At 40.4% G+C, this 19,080-nt stretch carries 22 protein-coding genes; 20 read left to right on the forward strand and 2 right to left on the reverse strand.

Annotation, left to right across the window (positions count from 1 at the left end):
* Window positions 1-56: 56 nt before the first annotated feature.
* The 4 genes from ACFS5O_RS11020 (at window position 57) to ACFS5O_RS11035 (ending at window position 5,529) form a co-directional block, all read left to right on the forward strand.
* A complete protein-coding gene (locus ACFS5O_RS11020; protein ID WP_205726823.1) occupies window positions 57-2,618 on the forward strand; it encodes a vitamin B12-dependent ribonucleotide reductase in 2,562 nt (853 codons plus the stop codon).
* A 103-nt stretch (window positions 2,619-2,721) separates the two neighbouring features.
* Complete coding sequence (splB, locus tag ACFS5O_RS11025) at window positions 2,722-3,759, forward strand: spore photoproduct lyase (protein ID WP_205726822.1); 1,038 nt, start codon at window positions 2,722-2,724, stop codon at window positions 3,757-3,759.
* Between the two features lie 111 nt (window positions 3,760-3,870).
* Window positions 3,871-4,287, forward strand: coding sequence for a transcriptional regulator MntR (gene mntR / locus ACFS5O_RS11030; RefSeq protein ID WP_066400195.1), 417 nt, complete (start codon window positions 3,871-3,873; stop codon window positions 4,285-4,287).
* A 312-nt stretch (window positions 4,288-4,599) separates the two neighbouring features.
* Window positions 4,600-5,529: a patatin-like phospholipase family protein gene (locus ACFS5O_RS11035; RefSeq protein WP_205726821.1), complete on the forward strand. Its 930-nt coding sequence runs from the start codon at window positions 4,600-4,602 to the stop codon at window positions 5,527-5,529.
* Between the two features lie 3 nt (window positions 5,530-5,532).
* Here the strand turns inward: ACFS5O_RS11035 and ACFS5O_RS11040 are convergent, their stop codons facing one another.
* Both ACFS5O_RS11040 and ACFS5O_RS11045 read right to left on the reverse strand, forming a co-directional pair.
* A complete protein-coding gene (locus tag ACFS5O_RS11040) occupies window positions 5,533-5,907 on the reverse strand; it encodes an SA1362 family protein (protein ID WP_205726820.1) in 375 nt (124 codons plus the stop codon).
* 19 nt (window positions 5,908-5,926) lie between these two features.
* Window positions 5,927-6,871: a DUF1385 domain-containing protein gene (locus ACFS5O_RS11045; protein ID WP_144699141.1), complete on the reverse strand. Its 945-nt coding sequence runs from the start codon at window positions 6,869-6,871 to the stop codon at window positions 5,927-5,929.
* Window positions 6,872-7,058: 187 nt separating this feature from the next.
* Here ACFS5O_RS11045 and ACFS5O_RS11050 point away from each other — a divergent pair, with 187 nt between their 5' ends.
* The 16 genes from ACFS5O_RS11050 to nusB all read left to right on the forward strand — a co-directional run bounded on the left by ACFS5O_RS11050 (window position 7,059) and on the right by nusB (window position 19,045).
* The gene (locus ACFS5O_RS11050) at window positions 7,059-7,574 is read left to right on the forward strand and encodes a YqhR family membrane protein (protein WP_205726819.1); all 516 of its coding nucleotides are present in this window, start codon (window positions 7,059-7,061) and stop codon (window positions 7,572-7,574) included.
* Between the two features lie 77 nt (window positions 7,575-7,651).
* Window positions 7,652-8,104, forward strand: coding sequence for a type II 3-dehydroquinate dehydratase (gene aroQ / locus ACFS5O_RS11055; protein ID WP_205726818.1), 453 nt, complete (start codon window positions 7,652-7,654; stop codon window positions 8,102-8,104).
* On the forward strand, window positions 8,101-9,174 hold the full coding sequence (locus tag ACFS5O_RS11060; protein WP_205726817.1) for a M24 family metallopeptidase: 1,074 nt from the start codon (window positions 8,101-8,103) through the stop codon (window positions 9,172-9,174). Before aroQ ends, ACFS5O_RS11060 begins: the two co-directional genes overlap by 4 nt.
* A 21-nt stretch (window positions 9,175-9,195) precedes the next feature.
* On the forward strand, window positions 9,196-9,753 hold the full coding sequence (gene efp, locus ACFS5O_RS11065; RefSeq protein WP_066396040.1) for an elongation factor P: 558 nt from the start codon (window positions 9,196-9,198) through the stop codon (window positions 9,751-9,753).
* 609 nt (window positions 9,754-10,362) lie between these two features.
* Window positions 10,363-11,292, forward strand: a complete 930-nt coding sequence (gene spoIIIAA, locus ACFS5O_RS11070) for a stage III sporulation protein AA (RefSeq protein WP_205726816.1) — start codon at window positions 10,363-10,365, stop codon at window positions 11,290-11,292.
* Complete coding sequence (gene spoIIIAB / locus ACFS5O_RS11075; RefSeq protein WP_205727308.1) at window positions 11,292-11,804, forward strand: stage III sporulation protein SpoIIIAB; 513 nt, start codon at window positions 11,292-11,294, stop codon at window positions 11,802-11,804. The genes spoIIIAA and spoIIIAB overlap by 1 nt, the downstream gene beginning before the upstream one ends.
* 16 nt (window positions 11,805-11,820) lie before the next feature.
* On the forward strand, window positions 11,821-12,027 hold the full coding sequence (spoIIIAC, locus tag ACFS5O_RS11080) for a stage III sporulation protein AC (RefSeq protein ID WP_066290831.1): 207 nt from the start codon (window positions 11,821-11,823) through the stop codon (window positions 12,025-12,027).
* 13 nt (window positions 12,028-12,040) lie between these two features.
* A complete protein-coding gene (gene spoIIIAD, locus ACFS5O_RS11085) occupies window positions 12,041-12,430 on the forward strand; it encodes a stage III sporulation protein AD (protein WP_066396033.1) in 390 nt (129 codons plus the stop codon).
* A 17-nt stretch (window positions 12,431-12,447) separates the two neighbouring features.
* Window positions 12,448-13,632 (forward strand): stage III sporulation protein AE, encoded by a 1,185-nt coding sequence (gene spoIIIAE / locus ACFS5O_RS11090; protein ID WP_205726815.1) that lies wholly within the window; start codon window positions 12,448-12,450, stop codon window positions 13,630-13,632.
* A gap of 10 nt (window positions 13,633-13,642) precedes the next feature.
* The gene (gene spoIIIAF / locus ACFS5O_RS11095) at window positions 13,643-14,269 is read left to right on the forward strand and encodes a stage III sporulation protein AF (protein ID WP_205726814.1); all 627 of its coding nucleotides are present in this window, start codon (window positions 13,643-13,645) and stop codon (window positions 14,267-14,269) included.
* The gene (spoIIIAG, locus tag ACFS5O_RS11100) at window positions 14,266-14,907 is read left to right on the forward strand and encodes a stage III sporulation protein AG (RefSeq protein WP_066396026.1); all 642 of its coding nucleotides are present in this window, start codon (window positions 14,266-14,268) and stop codon (window positions 14,905-14,907) included. Before spoIIIAF ends, spoIIIAG begins: the two co-directional genes overlap by 4 nt.
* Before the next feature lie 4 nt (window positions 14,908-14,911).
* Window positions 14,912-15,424 (forward strand): SpoIIIAH-like family protein, encoded by a 513-nt coding sequence (locus ACFS5O_RS11105; protein ID WP_066396025.1) that lies wholly within the window; start codon window positions 14,912-14,914, stop codon window positions 15,422-15,424.
* A gap of 308 nt (window positions 15,425-15,732) precedes the next feature.
* Complete coding sequence (gene accB, locus ACFS5O_RS11110; RefSeq protein WP_205726813.1) at window positions 15,733-16,236, forward strand: acetyl-CoA carboxylase biotin carboxyl carrier protein; 504 nt, start codon at window positions 15,733-15,735, stop codon at window positions 16,234-16,236.
* 12 nt (window positions 16,237-16,248) lie between these two features.
* Entirely contained in the window at window positions 16,249-17,607 is a 1,359-nt protein-coding gene (gene accC, locus ACFS5O_RS11115) for an acetyl-CoA carboxylase biotin carboxylase subunit (protein ID WP_153237866.1), read from the forward strand.
* Between the two features lie 18 nt (window positions 17,608-17,625).
* Window positions 17,626-18,033 carry an Asp23/Gls24 family envelope stress response protein gene (locus ACFS5O_RS11120; RefSeq protein WP_137788933.1) on the forward strand — a complete coding sequence of 136 codons (408 nt, stop codon included), beginning with the start codon at window positions 17,626-17,628 and terminating at the stop codon, window positions 18,031-18,033.
* A 616-nt stretch (window positions 18,034-18,649) separates the two neighbouring features.
* The gene (gene nusB, locus ACFS5O_RS11125) at window positions 18,650-19,045 is read left to right on the forward strand and encodes a transcription antitermination factor NusB (RefSeq protein ID WP_205726812.1); all 396 of its coding nucleotides are present in this window, start codon (window positions 18,650-18,652) and stop codon (window positions 19,043-19,045) included.
* Window positions 19,046-19,080 lie beyond the last annotated feature (35 nt).

Raw genomic sequence — 19,080 nt, forward strand, 5'->3', positions numbered from 1 at the left:
ATACATACAAGATATAGATATGCATCCGTATGTGATTTAAATAGAGGAGGAGAAATATGGACACAGTCGCAACTGTTAAAAAGGGTATCAATATTGACGCTCTCAACAGTGATATAGCTCAATTTCCACAAGTGCACCCCGTTACTTCTACGATGAAAACAACACATAAAGGTGTCTCTAGGCTCGTGATGCTCGACCGATACAGCTTTAAAGACACAGAAAAGAAAACGTTAAAACCAGGGGATTTTGTTGTACTAACAGTAAAAGAGGATCCAAAATTTCCAGCAAGAGGGCTAGGCTATATCCAATCTGTTAACTGGGACGATAAAAACGCAGTCGTATTGGTTGAAGATGAGTTCAAAGCTGTACTAGAGAAGCCGGAAGAAGCGGAATCTGGTTTGATCACACGTTCACTTGATGTGATGGACAAGCCATTAGAAGTTTATTACGAGCAGATCGCACTAAGAAATGCGACAGGCTTAGCATCTGTTGAAACGACGGAAGAGAAGCGCCAAGAATCATTCCAAAAGTTCTACAAAGAACTTTCAGAGATGAACTTTGTTCCCGCTGGCCGCGTTTTATATGGGGCAGGCGCAGAAACAGACGTAACGTATTTCAACTGTTACGTGATGCCGTATGTAAAAGATTCGCGTGAAGGCATCTCAGATCACCGTAAGCAAGTGATGGAGATCATGAGCCGCGGAGGCGGAGTTGGAACGAACGGATCTACGCTTCGACCGAAGAACGCACTCGCTCGAGGCGTAAACGGAAAATCATCTGGCTCTGTATCCTGGTTGGATGACATCGCGAAGTTGACGCATTTGGTTGAGCAGGGAGGAAGTCGCAGGGGGGCGCAGATGATCATGCTGGCCGACTGGCATCCTGACATTATTGATTTCATTATTTCTAAAATGCAGAATCCTCGAATTCTACGTTACTTGATTGAAAATACGAACGACGAGAAGATTAAGCAAGTCGCACAAGATAAATTAAAATTCACACCGCTGACACCAGCTCAAAAAGCAATGTACGAAGGGATTCTTCGCTATAAGGATATTCCAGGGACAGGCGGATTTGATTCAGACGTTCTACGCGATGCTGAGACAATGCTTCGCGATGGAGGAACGTACAGCGTTCATAATTCTGAGTTCTTAACAGGTGCGAACATCTCTGTTACGATCACGAAGGAATTTATGGAAGCCGTAGAAAATGACTCTGAGTATTTGTTACGTTTTCCAAGTGTCGAGGCTTACTCGCCTGATGAGATGGAAGCTTACAACAACGAGTGGCATGAAGTAGGAGATGTTCGTGTTTGGGAAGAGAAAGGCTATGGTATTCGCGTATACAAACGAATTCAAGCACGCGAACTGTGGAACCTGATCAACATTTGCGCAACATACTCTGCTGAGCCAGGTATTTTCTTTATCGATAATGCAAATGACATGACGAACGCTACAGCATATGGACAAAAAGTTGTAGCAACGAACCCATGTGGAGAACAACCACTTGCACCATACAGTGTCTGCAACCTCGCTGCAGTTAACCTTGGAAACATGGCTGACAAAGAAAACAAAACGGTGGACTTTGAAAAGCTAAAACAAACGGTCGAAGTTGGCGTTCGTATGCAGGACAACGTAATTGATGCAACACCATACTTCTTAGAACCAAACCGAGTCCAAGCATTGGGGGAACGTCGTGTAGGGTTAGGAGTTATGGGATTACATGACCTTCTTATCTATTGCGAGACCGTTTACGGATCTGAAGAAGGAAACAAGCTTGTTGATCAAATCTTTGAGACGATTGCCGTTACAGCTTATCGCACTTCAATTGAACTTGCTAAAGAGAAGGGAAGCTTTCCGTTCTTAGAAGGCGAGACAGAAGAGACTACTACAGAGTTGCGTAGACGATTTACTGAAACTGGTTATATGAAAAAGCTTCCTGAAGATTTACGCGAAGATATTTTAGAATTTGGGATTCGTAACTCTCACTTGTTGACTGTTGCTCCAACTGGATCCACAGGAACCATGGTTGGAGTCTCCACAGGATTAGAGCCTTACTTCTCTTTCTCATACTTCCGCAGTGGCCGTCTTGGGAAATTCATTGAAGTGAAAGCTGATATCGTTAAGGAATATTTAGACAGCAATCCTGAAGCGAACGAAAATGAGCTGCCTGAATGGTTTGTTGCTGCGATGGAGCTTGCACCAGAAGCGCATGCAGATACACAATGTGTCATCCAGCGTTGGGTAGATAGTTCGATCTCAAAAACGGTAAACGCTCCTAAAGGTTATACAGTGGATCAAGTTCAAAAAGTTTACGAACGCCTTTATAAGGGTGGAGCAAAAGGTGGAACGGTATACGTTGATGGAAGCCGTGACTCACAAGTTCTTACACTTAAAGCAGAAGAGACTTTTGAACAGACTGAGATCGATCTTGGTATGGAGGAAGAAAAAAGTAAAGTTGTTATTTTAGATACGATTACGGATCTTCGTTCTACAGATGTAACCATTGGTAACGAAGTTGGTAACACTTGCCCGGTATGCCGAAAAGGGAAAGTGAAAGAAATCGGTGGCTGTAACACGTGTACGAATTGTAACGCTCAATTAAAATGCGGATTATAAGAAAGCAAGGGAAGGAACTGGAAAAGTTCCTTCCCTTTTCTTTTGTCGATATTAGCACATACTAACTCCATCATTTGTAATAAAAATTGTGGGGTGTATGATTATGGCTGGTGCCAATAAACCTTTTATGCCGCAGTTGATCTATTTCGAACCGCGTGCACTAGAGTATCCATTAGGAAAAGAACTGTTTGACCGTTTTAGCAAGTTAGAAGTTGAGATCAGAGAGACTACTTCACATAACCAAATTCGCGATCTGCCAGGAGATAATGATTTTCAAAAGTATAGAACAGCTAAATCCACGCTTGTAGTCGGTATCAGAAAGACACTGAAATTTGATACATCAAAACCATCGGCAGAATACGCGATTCCTCTTGCAACAGGATGCATGGGGCATTGTCACTATTGTTATCTACAGACGACACTCGGCAGCAAGCCGTATTTACGAACCTATGTGAATACAGATGAGATTTTTGCACAAGCCGAAAAGTATATGCAGGAAAGAGCGCCTGAGATCACACGATTCGAAGCTTCATGTACATCGGATATTGTCGGCATCGATCATCTTACTCATAATCTGAAAAGAGCGATTGAGTTTTTTGGTGCAACAGACTTAGGAAGACTTAGATTTACGACGAAGTATCATCATGTCGATCATCTACTTGATGCCAAACACCAAGGAAGAACGCGTTTTCGATTTAGCGTTAATTCACAATATGTGATAAAGAACTTCGAACTTGGAACAAGTCCGCTTGAGGAGCGTATTAATGCTGCCATAAAAGTTGCTGAAGCAGGGTATCCATTAGGTTTTATCGTGGCACCTCTTTATCTTCATAAAGATTGGGAAGAAGGCTATAAGGAACTTTTTGATATCTTAGAAGCGAAAATTCCAAAGCATTTAACGAATGATCTGACGTTTGAGTTAATTCAGCATCGTTTTACTAAGCCTGCAAAACGGGTTATCGAAAAAAACTATCCAAAGTCGAAGCTTGAGATGAATGAAGAAGAGCGTAAATATAAGTGGGGAAGATATGGAATCGGAAAATATGTTTATCAAGATGATCAGGCGACTAGACTGCGTGAAACGGTAGAAAATTATATTCATACGATGTTTCCACAAGCTAAGATTGAATATTTTACTTGATAAAAAGCCAAGACACCTTCCCTTGTCACGCTTACCATTCTATAGTATCCTTTTTATAGAGACCAAGCTGGTTTAGTATAGGGAGTGAACAATTTGCCACCAACCCCAAGTATGGAAGACTATATAGAACGCATCTATGCCCTAATTGAAGAGAAAGGCTATGCCAGGGTATCAGATCTTGCTGAGAACCTAGAAGTGCATCCCTCTTCAGTAACCAAGATGATTCAAAAGCTCGACAAAGGCAAGTATGTCGTTTATGAAAAATACAGAGGTTTCGTTCTAACACCGAACGGAAAAAAACTAGGAAAACGTTTAGTTTACAGACACGAGTTACTTGAAGAATTCTTAAAAGTTATTGGGGTCGACCAAGAGAACATCTACCAAGATGTTGAAGGTATCGAACATCATTTAAGTTGGAACGCTATTGATCGAATTGGAGATCTTGTTCAGTTTTTTGAGGAAGATGAAAATAGGATAAAATCATTAAGAGAAGTTCAAGCAAAGAATGAAGAACAAGAACAATCATAAATTTTATGGTTGTTTTTTATTTTGGATTTTTTTGTATGCTATGGTGTATGGAAAAATAAGTGGACAGTGTTTTGTAAGAAGTGGACAGTAAAAAATGAAAAGTAGACAGTATTTTTCTGAAAGTGGACAGTAAATTGAGGAAACCGGACAGTATTCTTGTAAAAGTGGACTGTAAACCTAATCTTTTACACTACACCGACCATTACATCATGAACACCCCAAACCTTTTAAAGACACAAATGACTTTATTTTTGAAGAATCGGTTATAAAGGACATCTTCTGCTGATTAGGATAGTAGTGGAGGAGATGTTTATGCGAATTGATGGAGTTTTTTCGGGTGGGGGCATCAAGGCGCTTTCGTTGATTGGTGCTGTTGAAGCAGCTGAGAATCGGGGCCTCAGTTTTGAGAGGGTAGCTGGGACAAGTGCGGGGGCATTGATGGCTGCTTTAATCAAAGCAGGGTATACAGCGGGTGAAATGAAAGAAATTATTGATAAATTAGATTTTAGAAAATTTCTTGATACAAGTAAAACAATCGTGCCTGTACCTTTTATGAACTGGTTGAAGCTTTATTGGAAACTTGGTCTGTTTAAGGGGGATTATCTGGAGAACTGGGTAGCTTCTCTTCTAGCGGCACGTGGAATCGTTACATTTGCTGATATTCCCTACGGCAGTCTTAAGATTATTGCGTCTGATATTTCTCGAGGAAGGCTGATCGTTTTGCCGGATGATCTCGAAGAATATGGATTGTTACCAGAGCGTTTTCCAGTAGCACGAGCAGTTAGGATGAGCTGCAGTCTTCCTTATTTCTTTTATCCCATCAAACTTTTTAATCGGGTCGGACAAAAAAGTTTGATTGTGGATGGAGGTGTTTTAAGTAATTTTCCGATGTGGCTTTTTCAAAGAAAAGACAGGGTGCCGGTTCGGCCGGTGCTAGGTTTTCAATTGAGTTCGTACATCAACGACCATATTCCAACTCACAATGTGAAGAACGCGGTTCAGCTATTTAAAGCTTTGTTTGAAACGATGATGCAGGCGCATGATAACCGGTACATCGATTCGCACGATGCAAGAGATATTATTTTTATGCCTGTAAAGCATGTATCTGTCATCGATTTCCAACTGTCATCAGAAGCGAAGAATGAACTGTATACGTTTGGCCATGATCGAGCGGAGCAATTTTTGCAGGGTTGGATAACAAGTAAGAGGTATCCGAATCCAGCATATAAAAATCGAGCCTAATCCTTAAAAGGAGGCTCGATTTTTTTTCTTGTTCTTTTTTCCTTCGATCACGGTTAAGTGATGTTCACGTGTTTTCTTTCTCTGAGCGGAACTCTTTGCAGTCTTTTTGCTCGGAAACAACGGAGAGGCAGCTTTAGCCGGCTTTTGGTTTGTGCCATAGCGTTTTTGTGATTGTTTGACTGCTTTTCTATACTTGCCGTTTACACCCGATGATGTTCTGCGGAAGATAAAGTAAAACACGGCGACCACTGCTGCACCGATCAGAATGGTCGTAAATAAATCGCGAGGTGAAGTGACTAGTTGATAAAGAATACCGACAACCGCCAGTGTTATAACTAACCAAATGATAGGATGCAATCTTCTATGATTCTGTTGCAACAGGTTCACCTCCTTATGATTAAACGATTTTGCTTGCGTTGAGTTCACTTTCATAGGATGCGTCACGACGTAACATTTCATTAAAAGAAATGATAGAAACTTCTATTTGTTTTTCATCAGGCTCTTTCGTTGTTAAAAGTTGAAGCCATAAACCTGGATAACCTAGGTAACGAAGAACCGGAACATCTCTTAGTTTATTTGTTAACTGTAATACTTCAAAAGATACCCCTAAAACCACAGGAATAAGCGCAAGTCTGCATAAAATTCTTAACCATAACGGATCTGATGGAAAGAAATAATAGATAAACATGCCGACGATTACAGTAAATAGAATAAAACTGCTACCACAACGATAATGAAGCCTTGAATGCTTCTTTACGTTTTCGACGGTCAGCTCGTCTCCTGCTTCATACGTGTTGATTACTTTGTGTTCAGCTCCGTGATACATGAATACCCTCTTGATCGCGGGTGTTAAAGAAACAAAATAGATATAGCTTAGTAAAAAGATAAACTTGAACAAACCTTCTAATAAATTCTGTCCTAAATGCCCAGGTACGATAAAACGAAATGCTTCTGCTAAAAAAACGGGTACGAGGGTAAAAACAAATTTTCCGAAAAGAAAAGATAAGACGCCAATAATGGCTAGAGAAAAGAAAAAGGCAAATTTAGATGGTTTTTCTTCTTCCTCTTTTTCTTCTTCTCCTGGGTTAACACCAAATCGTTCAGCTGAAAAATTTAAATGCTGCGTACCGTTCATACTTGCTTCGATTATGGCAATAAATCCTCTCAAGAAAGGAATCTTCTTTAATTTTGAAAGGACAGGAGATGGTTTCTTCTTAAGTTCGAAGTACTCGATCGTATCATCATTTCTGCGTATTGCCGTTACATATGTGTGTTTACCGGCAAACATAACCCCTTCTAATACGGCCTGGCCGCCGTAAGCGGGCTTTTTCTCTTTTGTCATGTTGAACCCCCAGCCTAAAGTTTTGTAGGTACTTTCTATTCTACAGGAAAGCCGGATATTCCTCCACAAAGGATGATTGTATTTTTCCCATTTTATACATGTTTTACACAGAATATGATTGGTTGGAGCGTGAGAAGTTTGGGCAATGGTTTTGTGGACATACTAGTAGTGTTGGAGGTGGTCGTTAATGAGCGATTCAAAACTAGAACAAAATAAACAGGAATCTCAGTCTTCATTCATGAGCAGGGTCATAGGTGTCGGCTTCTTTGGAGGCTTGATCTGGGCTTGTTTCGGATTTATTGCCTACTATTTAAATTTTTCAAAGGTAGGTCCGGCACTTGTGTTGGCGCCATGGGCACTTGGAAAGTGGAAATCCGAGTGGATTGGACAACTGATCAGCATTTTGATCATTGCTCTGCTTTCGATCTTAGTCGCCATTGCTTATCGCTATGCATTTGCTAAGATCAAATCCATGTGGGCAGGCATCATTTTTGGTGTAGCACTTTGGGGAATCGTATTTTTCTTGCTTCATCCGATCTTTCCAGGGTTGGAACCTATGAATACGATAGGTAAAAATACCATTACAACGACGCTTTGTATCTATATCTTATATGGTGTTTTTGTAGGTTATTCGATCTCTTTTGAATACAGTGAACGTCATGGCCAGTCCCAAGGAAACAAGGAATCTACACAGAGTTCGTAACTATTCAAAAGAACAGACGCTATGATAGAATGTTTTATGAACATTCTATTTTTTTATGCGAAGGCTAGGTGTTTCATGTGAATAACAGAAAATTTCTTGTAATAAACGGACCGAACTTAAACCGGTTAGGTAAACGTGAGCCTGGCATATATGGTGCGCAAACATTGGAAGATCTTCAAACAGAACTCGTTTCTTTTTCAAGAGAGCGATTCATGGATCTTTCATTTGAACAGAGTAATAATGAAGGTGATCTCATCGATCTCATTCATGGAGCCGAAAATAAGTTTCGTGGTATTGTTCTAAACGCAGGTGCCTATACTCATTATAGTTATGCGATCAGAGACGCGATTGCCAGTGTGGATGTCCCCGTGATTGAAGTCCATTTATCAAATGTGCATGCGAGAGAAGAATTCCGACGTGAATCTGTTATTGCTCCAGTTACCATCGGGCAGATCTCAGGATTTGGTTTTGATAGTTATAAATTAGCTCTTCAAGTTTTTCATAATCAACTTAAAGGGGATACGTTATGAATCGTGTAGAACGGGCAAGACAATTATTTGATACTTTTGATATTGATGCACTTTTAATTACATCTTCTTCGAATCGATTTTATCTAAGCGGGTTTAAAGGAAGTTCAGGAGTACTTTTGATCACGAAAGACGAAGCCGTTTTAATAACTGATTTCAGATATAAGACGCAAGCAGCTGAACAAGCAGAAGGTTATCGTGTTGTGATGCACACGGATCCGATTCCGCAAGAAGTTGCAAAGTTAACGAAGGAGCTTTCTGTTCGTAAACTTGGTTTTGAGCAAGACCATGTTACATACTCTACCTATCGTACATATGAGACACATTTAGATGACATTAACACTGAACTTGTTGCTGTATCCGGCATAGTGGAAAAGTTGCGCTTGATTAAGGATGAATCAGAGATTAAGATAGTAAAGGATGCAGCATCTATCGCCGATGCCGCTTTTTCACATATCATCGATTATATTCGCCCAGGGCTTACTGAGAGGGAAGTATCCAATGAACTAGAATTCTTCATGAGAAAAAATGGAGCTATCTCTTCATCGTTTGATATTATTGTAGCTTCAGGCTACCGATCAGCACTTCCACACGGTGTTGCATCGGATAAGAAAATTGAAACGGGTGAATTAGTAACCTTGGATTTTGGAGCATACTACAAAGGTTATTGCTCGGATATCACTCGTACGGTAGCCATCGGAAATGTTTCAGATGAGCTGAAAGAGATCTATCAGGTCGTATATGATGCACAGATGCTAGGAATGAAAGGCATCAAACCAGGAATGACAGGTAAGGATGCAGATGCGTTAACTCGTGATTACATCGCTTCAAAAGGTTATGGTGATTACTTTGGACATTCTACAGGACATGGAATTGGTTTAGATGTTCATGAAGCGCCAGCTCTATCTATGAAGTCTGACACGATTCTCGAACCAGGAATGCTTGTGACAGTCGAACCAGGTATTTATATCTCAGGTCTAGGCGGAGTTCGGATCGAAGACGATGCACTCATCACAAAAGATGGCAATGAATCACTAACGCACGCTACTAAAACCCTCTTAACGTTAAGTTAAGGTATTCAGGAGGATAAAAACATGATTTCAGTAAACGATTTTAAAACAGGATTAACGATTGAGGTTGACAATGGGATCTGGCAAGTTCTTGAGTTCCAACACGTAAAGCCAGGAAAAGGTGCGGCATTTGTTCGCTCTAAACTTCGTAATCTTCGCACAGGTGGTATCCAGGAAAAAACGTTCCGCGGTGGGGAAAAAGTAGCTAAAGCACATATCGAGAACCGTAAGATGCAATACCTATATGCATCTGGAGATACACACACGTTCATGGATAACGAATCATATGAGCAAATTGAACTTCAAGCTTCACAAATCGAGTACGAGTTGAAGTATTTGCTTGAAAACATGACGGTTCACATCATGACGTATCAAGGTGAAACGATCGGTGTTGAACTTCCAAACACAGTTGAGTTAGTTGTGGCAGAGACTGAGCCTGGTATTAAAGGGGACACAGCTTCTGGTGGAACGAAACCAGCAACGCTTGAAACAGGCTTGATCGTACAAGTTCCTTTCTTCGTAAACCAAGGGGACAAGCTGATTATCGATACAAGAAATGCAGCTTACGTTTCTCGTGCATAGTCTGTAGTATTGAACCTCATTCCATTTTTGGAGTGAGGTTTTTTTTATGAAGTAATGATGTAGCACGCTTTCAATAGGAAGCAAATGGATGCGTGTTTGTTTGAAGTAAGGTATCTGATGCCTGCTGATTGTCGATTCTTGTAGACTCGCGGATATAAGGCAAAAACTCGCGGAAATAAGTCCGAAATTTCTTGAATGTTTATAAGGATTTCAGGGATTAATACCTAAAATACCCCACTACGTATAGTTCCACATACAGTGTTTAGAACCTTTGATCACTATTTTGTTTATCTTCCATAGAAAATTCACTTATATCCGATTGAAATTGGTAAATAAACTTTACATAAGTATAAAAATATAAACAATCTGAGCTTTTTTGCTATTACAGTGGCTTCCTTCCTATTCTTTCAATCGACTGATACTAATATAGCTTCCTACCATATGAGAAGCCCTACCATCAAGACAGATTCTTTCGTGAATGTTTTTATGAACAATCTATCAAAAACCCCCTCTATCTTCTCTCCTAACTTAAAATCTACCTTTATTGGCATAAACCTTCTCCCTTTCCCATACGTTTATAGTACTAGCCTCTTAAAGGAGAAACCGGTCATGGAAACGATCTTTAGGCTTTTTCCAGATAAGATTCAGCATACCTTAAGAAATTTGCCACCATCTGCTCTTCGATCTGTAGAAGAGATCAGAATTAGGATTGGACAGCCGATGGAAATTCTTTGTTCGGGCAAACCCCTTTACCCGACTGAGGAGTCAATCTCAGCTGAAGAATCACAAGTATTACTTAATCGATTGAGTCAGCACTCTCTATACGCCCTTGAAGAGGAACTAAAAAGGGGCTATATCACCATCTCAGGAGGACATCGTGTAGGACTAGCAGGTAAAGTGATCACTGAACATGGATTCGTAAAAGCCATTAAAGATATCAGTTCGTTTAACGTAAGGATAGCGAGAGAGAAAATCGGCATCGCTGAACCGTTAATCTCTTATCTTTATCAAAAAAAATGGCTAAATACATTGTTGATCGGTCCACCGCAAACGGGGAAAACCACATTATTAAGAGATATCGCAAGGCTAGTTAGTTGTGGTGTTCAGCACAGAAACATCCCTTCTTTTAAAGTAGGAATCGTAGATGAGCGTTCTGAAATAGCGGGCAGCATAAAAGGTGTTCCTCAACATACCCTCGGTCGACGTGTTGATGTTCTCGATGCATGTCCGAAAGCGGAAGGGATGATGATGCTCATTCGTTCGATGAGTCCTCAAGTGATGATCGTCGATGAAATCGGTCGAAAAGAAGATGGTGAAGCGATATTAGAAGCGATGCATGCAGGGGTTCAAATGATTTTTACCGCACATGGCAACTCTGTAGAAGATGCATTAAAACGACCAGTGATGAAACCTTTGGGAGACCTTTCACTATTTGAAAGGTATGTAATCTTGAGCCGTGATAAAGGGCCTGGAACGATTCAAAGAATCTATGATGGAGCATTGAATGAGATCTACCGATCATCGGGTGGTGCAGCATGATGAGTTGGATAGGTGCGATCGCGATCCTTTCAGCCACTACGATCTTTGGTTTTGAGTGGGCAAAACGAGTAAGAGAGCGACCTAAGAAGTTGAGAGAACTAAAAGTGACCCTTCAAGCCTTGGAGGCTGAGATCATGTATGGATCTACTCCGCTTCATGAGGCATTTTTGCATATCGGAAGCCCTTTAAAAGAGCCGTTATCCACGTTCTTTCTTACCATTTCAGATCGATTGGTACAAGGAGAACTTTCGGTGCAAGATGCATGGGAAATTCAGCTTCCTATTCTGGCTAAAGAGACCTCTTTTAAGATGGGTGAGATCGAGGTGCTTCGTCAGTTTGGGTCAACGCTTGGCAGACATGATAAAGAACATCAGCAGAAGCAGATTCAACTGACGCTCGCTCACCTCAATCGCGAAGAAAAAGAAGCAAGGGACATACAAGAACGTTATGAAAATATGTGTAAAAGTCTAGGAGTTCTAATGGGACTCTTAATCGTTATTCTCTTAATGTAACAAGGAGGTACCACCGATGGGATTAGATGTAAACGCCGTGTTTCAGATCGCTGGGCTTGGGATTATTGTCGCGATGCTTCATACCGTTTTAAAGATGATCGGGAAAGAGGATTATGCCCATTGGGTCACTCTATTAGGTTTTGTTGTTGCTCTTTTTATGGTGATCACCCTATTAGATGATTTGTTTCAAAAGGTAAAAGGCGTCTTTTTGTTTCAGAATTAAGGAGGCGGCCAGAATGGAAATTATCCAGATTGTGGGTTTTGGGCTTGTTGCTGCATTTTTAGCCTTAGTCCTTAAAGAACAAAAAGCCAATTTTGCTTTTTTGGTCACACTCATGGTTGGAGCGGGAATCTTTTTGTTTCTGATCGATAAGATCGGACAGATTCTCACGATGCTTCAACGACTTGCCATCAATGCAAACGTAAATATGGTCTATGTTGAAACGTTGTTAAAAATAATCGGTATTGCTTATATTGCAGAGTTCGGAGCACAGATCACACGAGATGCTGGTCAGGGAGCAATAGCTTCTAAGATCGAGCTTGGTGGCAAGATACTGATCCTTGTAATGGCGATACCGATCTTAACGGTCATTATCGAAACCGTGCTGACGCTTATTCCGAAATAAGAAAGCGGGTTGTAAAGATGCAGAAAGTGATGATGCGGACAAGTATTCTTCTGTTCATATTCTTTTCCTTCATCCTATTTGGTCCCATAGAATCTGCATCAGCGAGTTCGATCACTTCAAAAATGGTAGATCAACAAATCTCCTCCATGCAGTTAGATGAGATCAAACAATATTGGGATAGCATCTCCCGAGAATATGGCGGATTCTTGCCAGAAAGTCAGAAAGGGACCTTTCTTGAATTTGTAAAAGGAGAAAAAGATTTTTCTATAAAAGGTTACATGCTTGGTCTTTTGAAGTTCATGTTTCATGAACTTGCTGTTCACGGTAAACTACTTGGAACATTAATTCTGCTCACCGTTTTTAGCATGCTTCTTCAATCCATCCAGAATGCATTCGATCGATCAGCCATTTCAAAAGTGGCGTATGGCATTATCTATATGGTCTTGATCATCTTAGCTTTAAATAGTTTTCACGTTGCCATCTCTTATGCGACAGAAGCGATCGATAATATGTTGAGTTTCATGATCGCACTTATTCCTCTTCTTCTTGCCTTGATGGCAACAGTTGGAAGCATCGCTTCAGTCGCTTTTTTTCATCCCGTTATCTTGTTTTTAGTAAATACAAGCGGTCTATTAATCAAGAATTTTGTATTGCCACTTCTTTTTCTATCTGCCCTATTAAGCATCGTTTCTACGATGTCAGAACATCACAAGGTAACTCAGTTAGCCAAGCTGTTGCGTAATATCAGCATGGGAGCTCTCGCCTTTTTCTTTACAGTATTCCTCGGTGTCATGAGCGTACAAGGTGCAACAGCAGCAGTGGCAGATGGTATTACGATCAAGACGGCAAAGTTCATAACAGGAAATTTTATTCCGGTCGTCGGCCGCATGTTTACAGATGCAACAGATACCGTCATGAGCGCTTCGATCTTACTAAAAAATTCTGTAGGCATAATAGGAGCTCTATTATTACTTCTACTCGCGATCTTTCCAGCTATCAAAGTACTAATCCTAGCTTTTATCTATAGCATGGCGGCAGCCCTTCTGCAGCCTTTAGGCGGTGGGCCGATCGTTGAATCATTAGGCATCATCGGTAAGAGTGTCATGTTTATCTTTGCGGCCCTTATGACAGTGTCCATCATGTTCTTCTTAGCTATAACGATTATAATTGCAGCCGGCAACGTTACGCTGATGGTTCGATAGGAGGTGAGTCATGGCATTCTTAACGGAATGGATAACCAATATTATTATTCTTGTACTATTAGCAGGAGTCATCGAGTTGTTGTTACCAGGCAATCAATTTCAAAATTATATCAAGATGGTTGTAGGTTTGCTCATCCTGCTTGCCATGCTCTCACCACTGTTCAAACTAATAAACTCAGATTTAGATCAAGTGTTTCTTGCTATGGATCTGCCAGCCGCTGCGAAAGAAGACGAAATAAAAAATTCGATAGAAGAGAATAAAAGTGAAATACAATCCGCTCAACGTGCATATATATTAGAGCAAATGGCTGTCCCAATGAAAAAACAAGTTCAAGAGGAGTTGAAACAGACTTATGAGTTAGAGATTGTTGATCTTCAAATTCAAACGGAAATCGGTAAAAAGCCGTTGGAACCTGAAGATATTAGGGGTGCCAAAGTGGTACTAGCCAAGTTTCACGATCAAGCAAGAATCTCTGAAGTATCAGAAGTAGATGTAAGCGTTTCTGGTCAAGAGAGAAAAGAATCTCTCGAACCACCGGTTTCAAGCGAAGTCATCCAGTTCCTAGCAGATCAATGGCAGCTGGATGCCAAACAAATTGATGTACATTTGGAAGGGGGAGAGGAGTCATCCCAATGAAACGTTCATTTTGGGAACAGATAAAAAAACGGCTGCAGCTGAGTGATAAAGCAGGGAATAAACAAAAGTACTTACTTGTCTTACTCCTATTGGGAATTTCTCTTATGTTTATTAGCAAGATGATAGACTCCCCTGCTCAAAAAAGTTCATTAAACGGGCTAGTGCCAGAAACAAAGGTGAAATCCGAGGCGGTTTTTAAACAAGCGAAAGAAGTCACAGACAAGAATATTAAAACCTATGAAGATCGTTACTCGAACGAATTAAAAGATCTATTAGAGCAAATGCAAGGCGTAGGCAAAGTGTCAGTCTGGGTAGAACTCTCCACAACAGAAAAAAAAGAGTTCGTTACAGATGATAGCACACAGAGTCAAACAACTTCTGAAAATGATAAAAATGGTGGCAAGAGAACGATAGAAGATCAAAAGATAGATGAAAAAGTAGTCATCATCTCTAATGATGGCAGAGAAGAGCCGATCATCGTTACAACAGAAAAACCAAAGATTAAAGGTGTAGCTGTGTTGGCACAAGGTGCAGAGAACATCCAGACAAAGTCTATGATCATAGAGCTCGTTAAAAAGGTTTTTGATATAGGTAGTGACCAGATTTTCGTAGGACCAAAAAATCCTGAGGGGGAATAATCAAATGTTATTGAAAAAACAAACCGTTTGGCTTCTAACTATGCTCAGCTTAATCATTGTGTTGTCGGTGTATTACATTACAGCACCTGGTGGGACCGATGATCTTGCATACTTGGAGGCAGGAAAGAAGTCTGGTAAAGAAGCAACAGTTTCAGGTGTTGCAAACGATGATGTGTTTACAGCACTTCGCCTTGAGCGAGATGAAGTGCGTGATGAGATGAGTGCTGATTATGTAGCAGTTGCTGGATCTGAGGACGCTTCTGCTGAAGTTCAAGCTGATGCTTGGGCGAAGATGACAGAACTTCAGTCACTTACGATGCAAGAATCAACAGTTGAAACATTGATCAAATCGATGGGGTTCAATGACGCTTTAGTAAGCACGATGAACAATGAGATCAAAGTCATCGTAAAAGCGGATAAACTATCGAAAAAAGAAGTAGTTGAGATCATGAACGTTGCCAATGAGCATCTTGGCAGCAATAAAACGGTAGCCGTTGAATATCATGCATCAAAATAAACGAAGAGGTTGAAAGCCGTGATTTCCGGCTTTTTTCTTTTTGCGTTTTCATGATATATTGGATAGAAACTTATAGTGTCATTAATAGTTTGCATTTCTTAGTGAAGGGAAATGATAGAAAGATGTGAAGAGTATTCGTAAACGCTTACAATGTAAGGCGTTATCGTGTACTATTAACTTGAACATGATTCTAATGTATCCACGACAAGAGAAATGTGGTATATTTACATGTGTTAAGACCTAGTCACAATAGAAGGTGCTAAATAAAAAACCTAAACTGTATAGGATTGTAAAAAGGAGTAGAGAGCATGTTAAAAATACAAGAAATCCGTGAATTGATTAAACTTATTGACAAATCAAGCATCAACGAATTCAAATACGAAAATGACGGTTCTAAGATTGTTCTTAAAAAGGATAGTGGATCAGTAGTTTCATACGGAGCTGAAGAAGTAGTTTCCCAGCCTGTAGTCACTCAAGCACCACCAGTAAAAGAACAAGCTCCAGCAGCTGAAACAGTAAAGGAAAATACCGAAGTTAAACAAGAAACGAAGAAGGCAGACGAAGACGCTAACTTACATAAAGTAGTATCACCTATGGTAGGAACGTTCTATGCTGCTTCATCTCCAGATGTGGATGCATTCGTAAAGCCAGGAGATAAAGTTTCAAAAGATAGCATCGTATGTATAATCGAGGCGATGAAATTATTCAATGAGATCGAATCTGAAGTCAATGGTGAGATCGTAAAAGTATTAGTTGAGAACGGACAATTAGTAGAATACGGACAACCTCTGTTCCTTGTGAAAGCAGAATAGGAGGGTATGTCTATGATTAAAAAGCTATTAGTAGCAAACCGTGGTGAGATTGCTGTAAGGATTATTCGAGCATGCAAAGAACTTGGTGTTGAAACAGTAGCCGTTTATTCAGAAGCCGATAAAGATGCCTTGCATGTCCGGCTGGCAGATGAGGCTTATTGTATCGGACCAACTGCTTCAAAAGATAGTTATTTAAACTTCACGAACATCATGAGCGTTGCGACACTAACTGGTTCAGAAGCCATTCATCCTGGATATGGATTTTTGGCAGAGAACGCGGACTTTGCAGAACTTTGCAATGAATGCAATGTAACGTTTGTCGGTCCAAGTGCTGAAGCGATCAACAAAATGGGGATTAAAGATGTTGCAAGAGCAACGATGGCAGATGCCGGAGTTCCAATCGTACCTGGTTCTGAGGGGATTATTAGGGACAAGGAAGAAGCCATTGAACTCAGCAACAAAATTGGGTATCCTGTAATTATTAAAGCAACAGCAGGCGGTGGGGGTAAAGGGATCCGCGTAGCTAAGAACGAAACGGAACTCTTAAAAGGCATTGCGATTACTCAGCAAGAAGCAGCAACCGCTTTTGGTAATCCAGGTGTGTATATTGAAAAATATATTGAAGATTTCCGACATGTTGAAATACAGGTGCTTGCAGATAACCATGGGAATGTGATCCATTTAGGAGAACGAGACTGCAGTATCCAAAGACGCCTTCAAAAGCTTTTAGAAGAGACGCCTTCTCCTGCTATCTCGCCATCTAAACGCCAAGAGATGGGAGAAGCGGCAGTAAAAGCAGCTGAAGCTGTTCAATATTCTGGTGCTGGTACGGTAGAATTTATCTTTGATCATAATACGGGTGACTTCTATTTCATGGAAATGAATACTCGCATCCAAGTAGAACATCCTGTAACTGAGATGGTAACTGGAATCGATCTAATCAAGGAACAGATTAAAGTTGCTTCAGGCGAAAGATTACGATACAAACAAGAAGATATCGAGTTTGATGGTTGGTCGATCGAATGCAGAATAAATGCAGAGAATCCTGAGAAAAACTTTATGCCATCTGCTGGGAAGATTGAAATGTACCTTCCTCCAGGCGGTCTAGGTGTTCGAGTAGATTCTGCGGTTTATCCTGGCTATACGATTCCACCATTTTATGATTCTATGATTGCTAAAGTTATTACTTACGGAAATACTAGACAAGAAGCGATCGATCGTATGAAGCGAGCGCTTAGTGAGTTTGTGATCGAAGGAATTCATACGACCATTCCGTTCCACCTGCGTCTGTTAAACCATGAGACTTTTGTGAATGGTGACTTTAATACAAAGTTTTTAGAAAATCATGATTTAACTTCAAAAAGCGAATAAGTACGGAGGTGTTAATTGATGAATGAACTATCATTTGAAATGGAAAGTTACTCATCAGAATTAGGGAAAGTGGAGATCTCACCTGAAGTTATCGAAGTTATTGCAAGTATTGCAGCTTCAGATGTAGAAGGTGTGGCTTCCATGAGAGGCAGCTTTGCAAGTGGTGTAGTAGAGCGACTTGGAAAGAAAACGCATGGCAAAGGCGTTAAAGTTGAACTCTCTGAAGCAGGTATTTCAATCGATGTATACGTATCTATGAAATATGGAGTTGCGATTCCAGATGTAGCTCAAAAAATTCAAGATTACATCAGACAAGCGCTTTTAGACATGACAGCACTAGAAGCAACGGATATTAACGTATTCGTAGTTGGTGTTCAATTTGATTCAAAAGAAAAACAGAATGAAGCACCAGAAGTAGATTATTAAAAAGATCAAAGGGTGAGGTTCTACTTGCCCTTTGGTCTTTTTTCTTGTTTTATATTACGAGTGAATAGTTTGATGAAGTTGAGTTAACTCGTTGATGTTATGGGGTGGGGTATATGTAGCGCAATTTTAGTCGAGTGATGTCGACTCGCTGCTATATGGGGAAATCTCGCGAATTATTGTTCAAACTGTCGGATTAAGCCCGGAATTGCTAGAATTATCTCTTCAAATTACTGAATAAACAGCTTAGATACCCCACTTGGTATTGAGTGGGAATCTTTTTATCTTTTTCTTCTTTGACTGTTGATTGGAGTGGAAGATGCGAGACTCTAGGCTAGGACAGGCGGGCAGGTGAGACACTTATACGGAAACGTACAAATGTGACTCACCGTCTGCCCCGCGGAAAGCGAGCATCTGGAAAGGAAATCAACTCCCTTCAAAGCAACAATGAATTATAATACATCAGTATTTACTTTTTTAACTATTTGACCCTTAACAGATTGAAAAAAACTGAATGTTCGGAAGGGTTAGTAAGTCCATTGTTCGGATTGTAACGAGTCCTCACAATATGGTATTATGCTAGATAGAAATTGTTCGCAAATAGAAAGGAAGTCGGATTATGAAACGCAGACTTGCCAGAGAAAAGGCATTTCAATCGCTTTTTCAAATTGAAGTAAGTGACATCTCCGCTAGTGAAGCGATGGAGCATGTATTGGAAGGAGAGCCATCAGACGAATTTTTAACAAGTATGGTTCATGGTACGGTTGAAAAGAAAGAAGAAATCGAGCGTTTTTTAACGCCTTATTTAGAGAAATGGAGCTTTTCAAGACTAGCAAACGTTGAACGTGTCGTTCTTCAGATGGCTGCCTACGAATGGCTGTTCATGAAAGAGGTTCCAAAGAACGTAACCTTGAACGAAGCGATTGAAACAGCAAAAATCTTTGGCGGTGAAGAAGCAGGACGTTTCGTAAATGGAGTCCTAGGAAAAATAATCAAAGATATTAACAATAATTAATTGAATAAAAAAACCAACTACTTTTGAGGGGGACT

This window comes from Fictibacillus nanhaiensis, from assembly GCF_042686385.1.
In the GTDB taxonomy this organism is placed as follows: domain Bacteria; phylum Bacillota; class Bacilli; order Bacillales; family Fictibacillaceae; genus Fictibacillus; species Fictibacillus nanhaiensis.

Excerpts from the sequence above, each read along its gene's own strand:
- ACFS5O_RS11020 (WP_205726823.1), top strand. The coding sequence starts at position 57 with ATGGACACAGTCGCAACTGTTAAAAAGGGTATCAATATTGACGCTCTC.
- splB (WP_205726822.1), top strand. The coding sequence starts at position 2,722 with ATGGCTGGTGCCAATAAACCTTTTATGCCGCAGTTGATCTATTTCGAA.
- mntR (WP_066400195.1), top strand. The coding sequence starts at position 3,871 with ATGGAAGACTATATAGAACGCATCTATGCCCTAATTGAAGAGAAAGGC.
- ACFS5O_RS11035 (WP_205726821.1), top strand. The coding sequence starts at position 4,600 with ATGCGAATTGATGGAGTTTTTTCGGGTGGGGGCATCAAGGCGCTTTCG.
- ACFS5O_RS11045 (WP_144699141.1), bottom strand. The coding sequence starts at position 6,871 with ATGACAAAAGAGAAAAAGCCCGCTTACGGCGGCCAGGCCGTATTAGAA.
- ACFS5O_RS11050 (WP_205726819.1), top strand. The coding sequence starts at position 7,059 with ATGAGCGATTCAAAACTAGAACAAAATAAACAGGAATCTCAGTCTTCA.
- ACFS5O_RS11060 (WP_205726817.1), top strand. The coding sequence starts at position 8,101 with ATGAATCGTGTAGAACGGGCAAGACAATTATTTGATACTTTTGATATT.
- efp (WP_066396040.1), top strand. The coding sequence starts at position 9,196 with ATGATTTCAGTAAACGATTTTAAAACAGGATTAACGATTGAGGTTGAC.
- spoIIIAA (WP_205726816.1), top strand. The coding sequence starts at position 10,363 with ATGGAAACGATCTTTAGGCTTTTTCCAGATAAGATTCAGCATACCTTA.
- spoIIIAB (WP_205727308.1), top strand. The coding sequence starts at position 11,292 with ATGAGTTGGATAGGTGCGATCGCGATCCTTTCAGCCACTACGATCTTT.
- spoIIIAC (WP_066290831.1), top strand. The coding sequence starts at position 11,821 with ATGGGATTAGATGTAAACGCCGTGTTTCAGATCGCTGGGCTTGGGATT.
- spoIIIAD (WP_066396033.1), top strand. The coding sequence starts at position 12,041 with ATGGAAATTATCCAGATTGTGGGTTTTGGGCTTGTTGCTGCATTTTTA.
- spoIIIAE (WP_205726815.1), top strand. The coding sequence starts at position 12,448 with ATGCAGAAAGTGATGATGCGGACAAGTATTCTTCTGTTCATATTCTTT.
- spoIIIAF (WP_205726814.1), top strand. The coding sequence starts at position 13,643 with ATGGCATTCTTAACGGAATGGATAACCAATATTATTATTCTTGTACTA.
- spoIIIAG (WP_066396026.1), top strand. The coding sequence starts at position 14,266 with ATGAAACGTTCATTTTGGGAACAGATAAAAAAACGGCTGCAGCTGAGT.
- ACFS5O_RS11105 (WP_066396025.1), top strand. The coding sequence starts at position 14,912 with ATGTTATTGAAAAAACAAACCGTTTGGCTTCTAACTATGCTCAGCTTA.
- accB (WP_205726813.1), top strand. The coding sequence starts at position 15,733 with ATGTTAAAAATACAAGAAATCCGTGAATTGATTAAACTTATTGACAAA.
- accC (WP_153237866.1), top strand. The coding sequence starts at position 16,249 with ATGATTAAAAAGCTATTAGTAGCAAACCGTGGTGAGATTGCTGTAAGG.
- ACFS5O_RS11120 (WP_137788933.1), top strand. The coding sequence starts at position 17,626 with ATGAATGAACTATCATTTGAAATGGAAAGTTACTCATCAGAATTAGGG.
- nusB (WP_205726812.1), top strand. The coding sequence starts at position 18,650 with ATGAAACGCAGACTTGCCAGAGAAAAGGCATTTCAATCGCTTTTTCAA.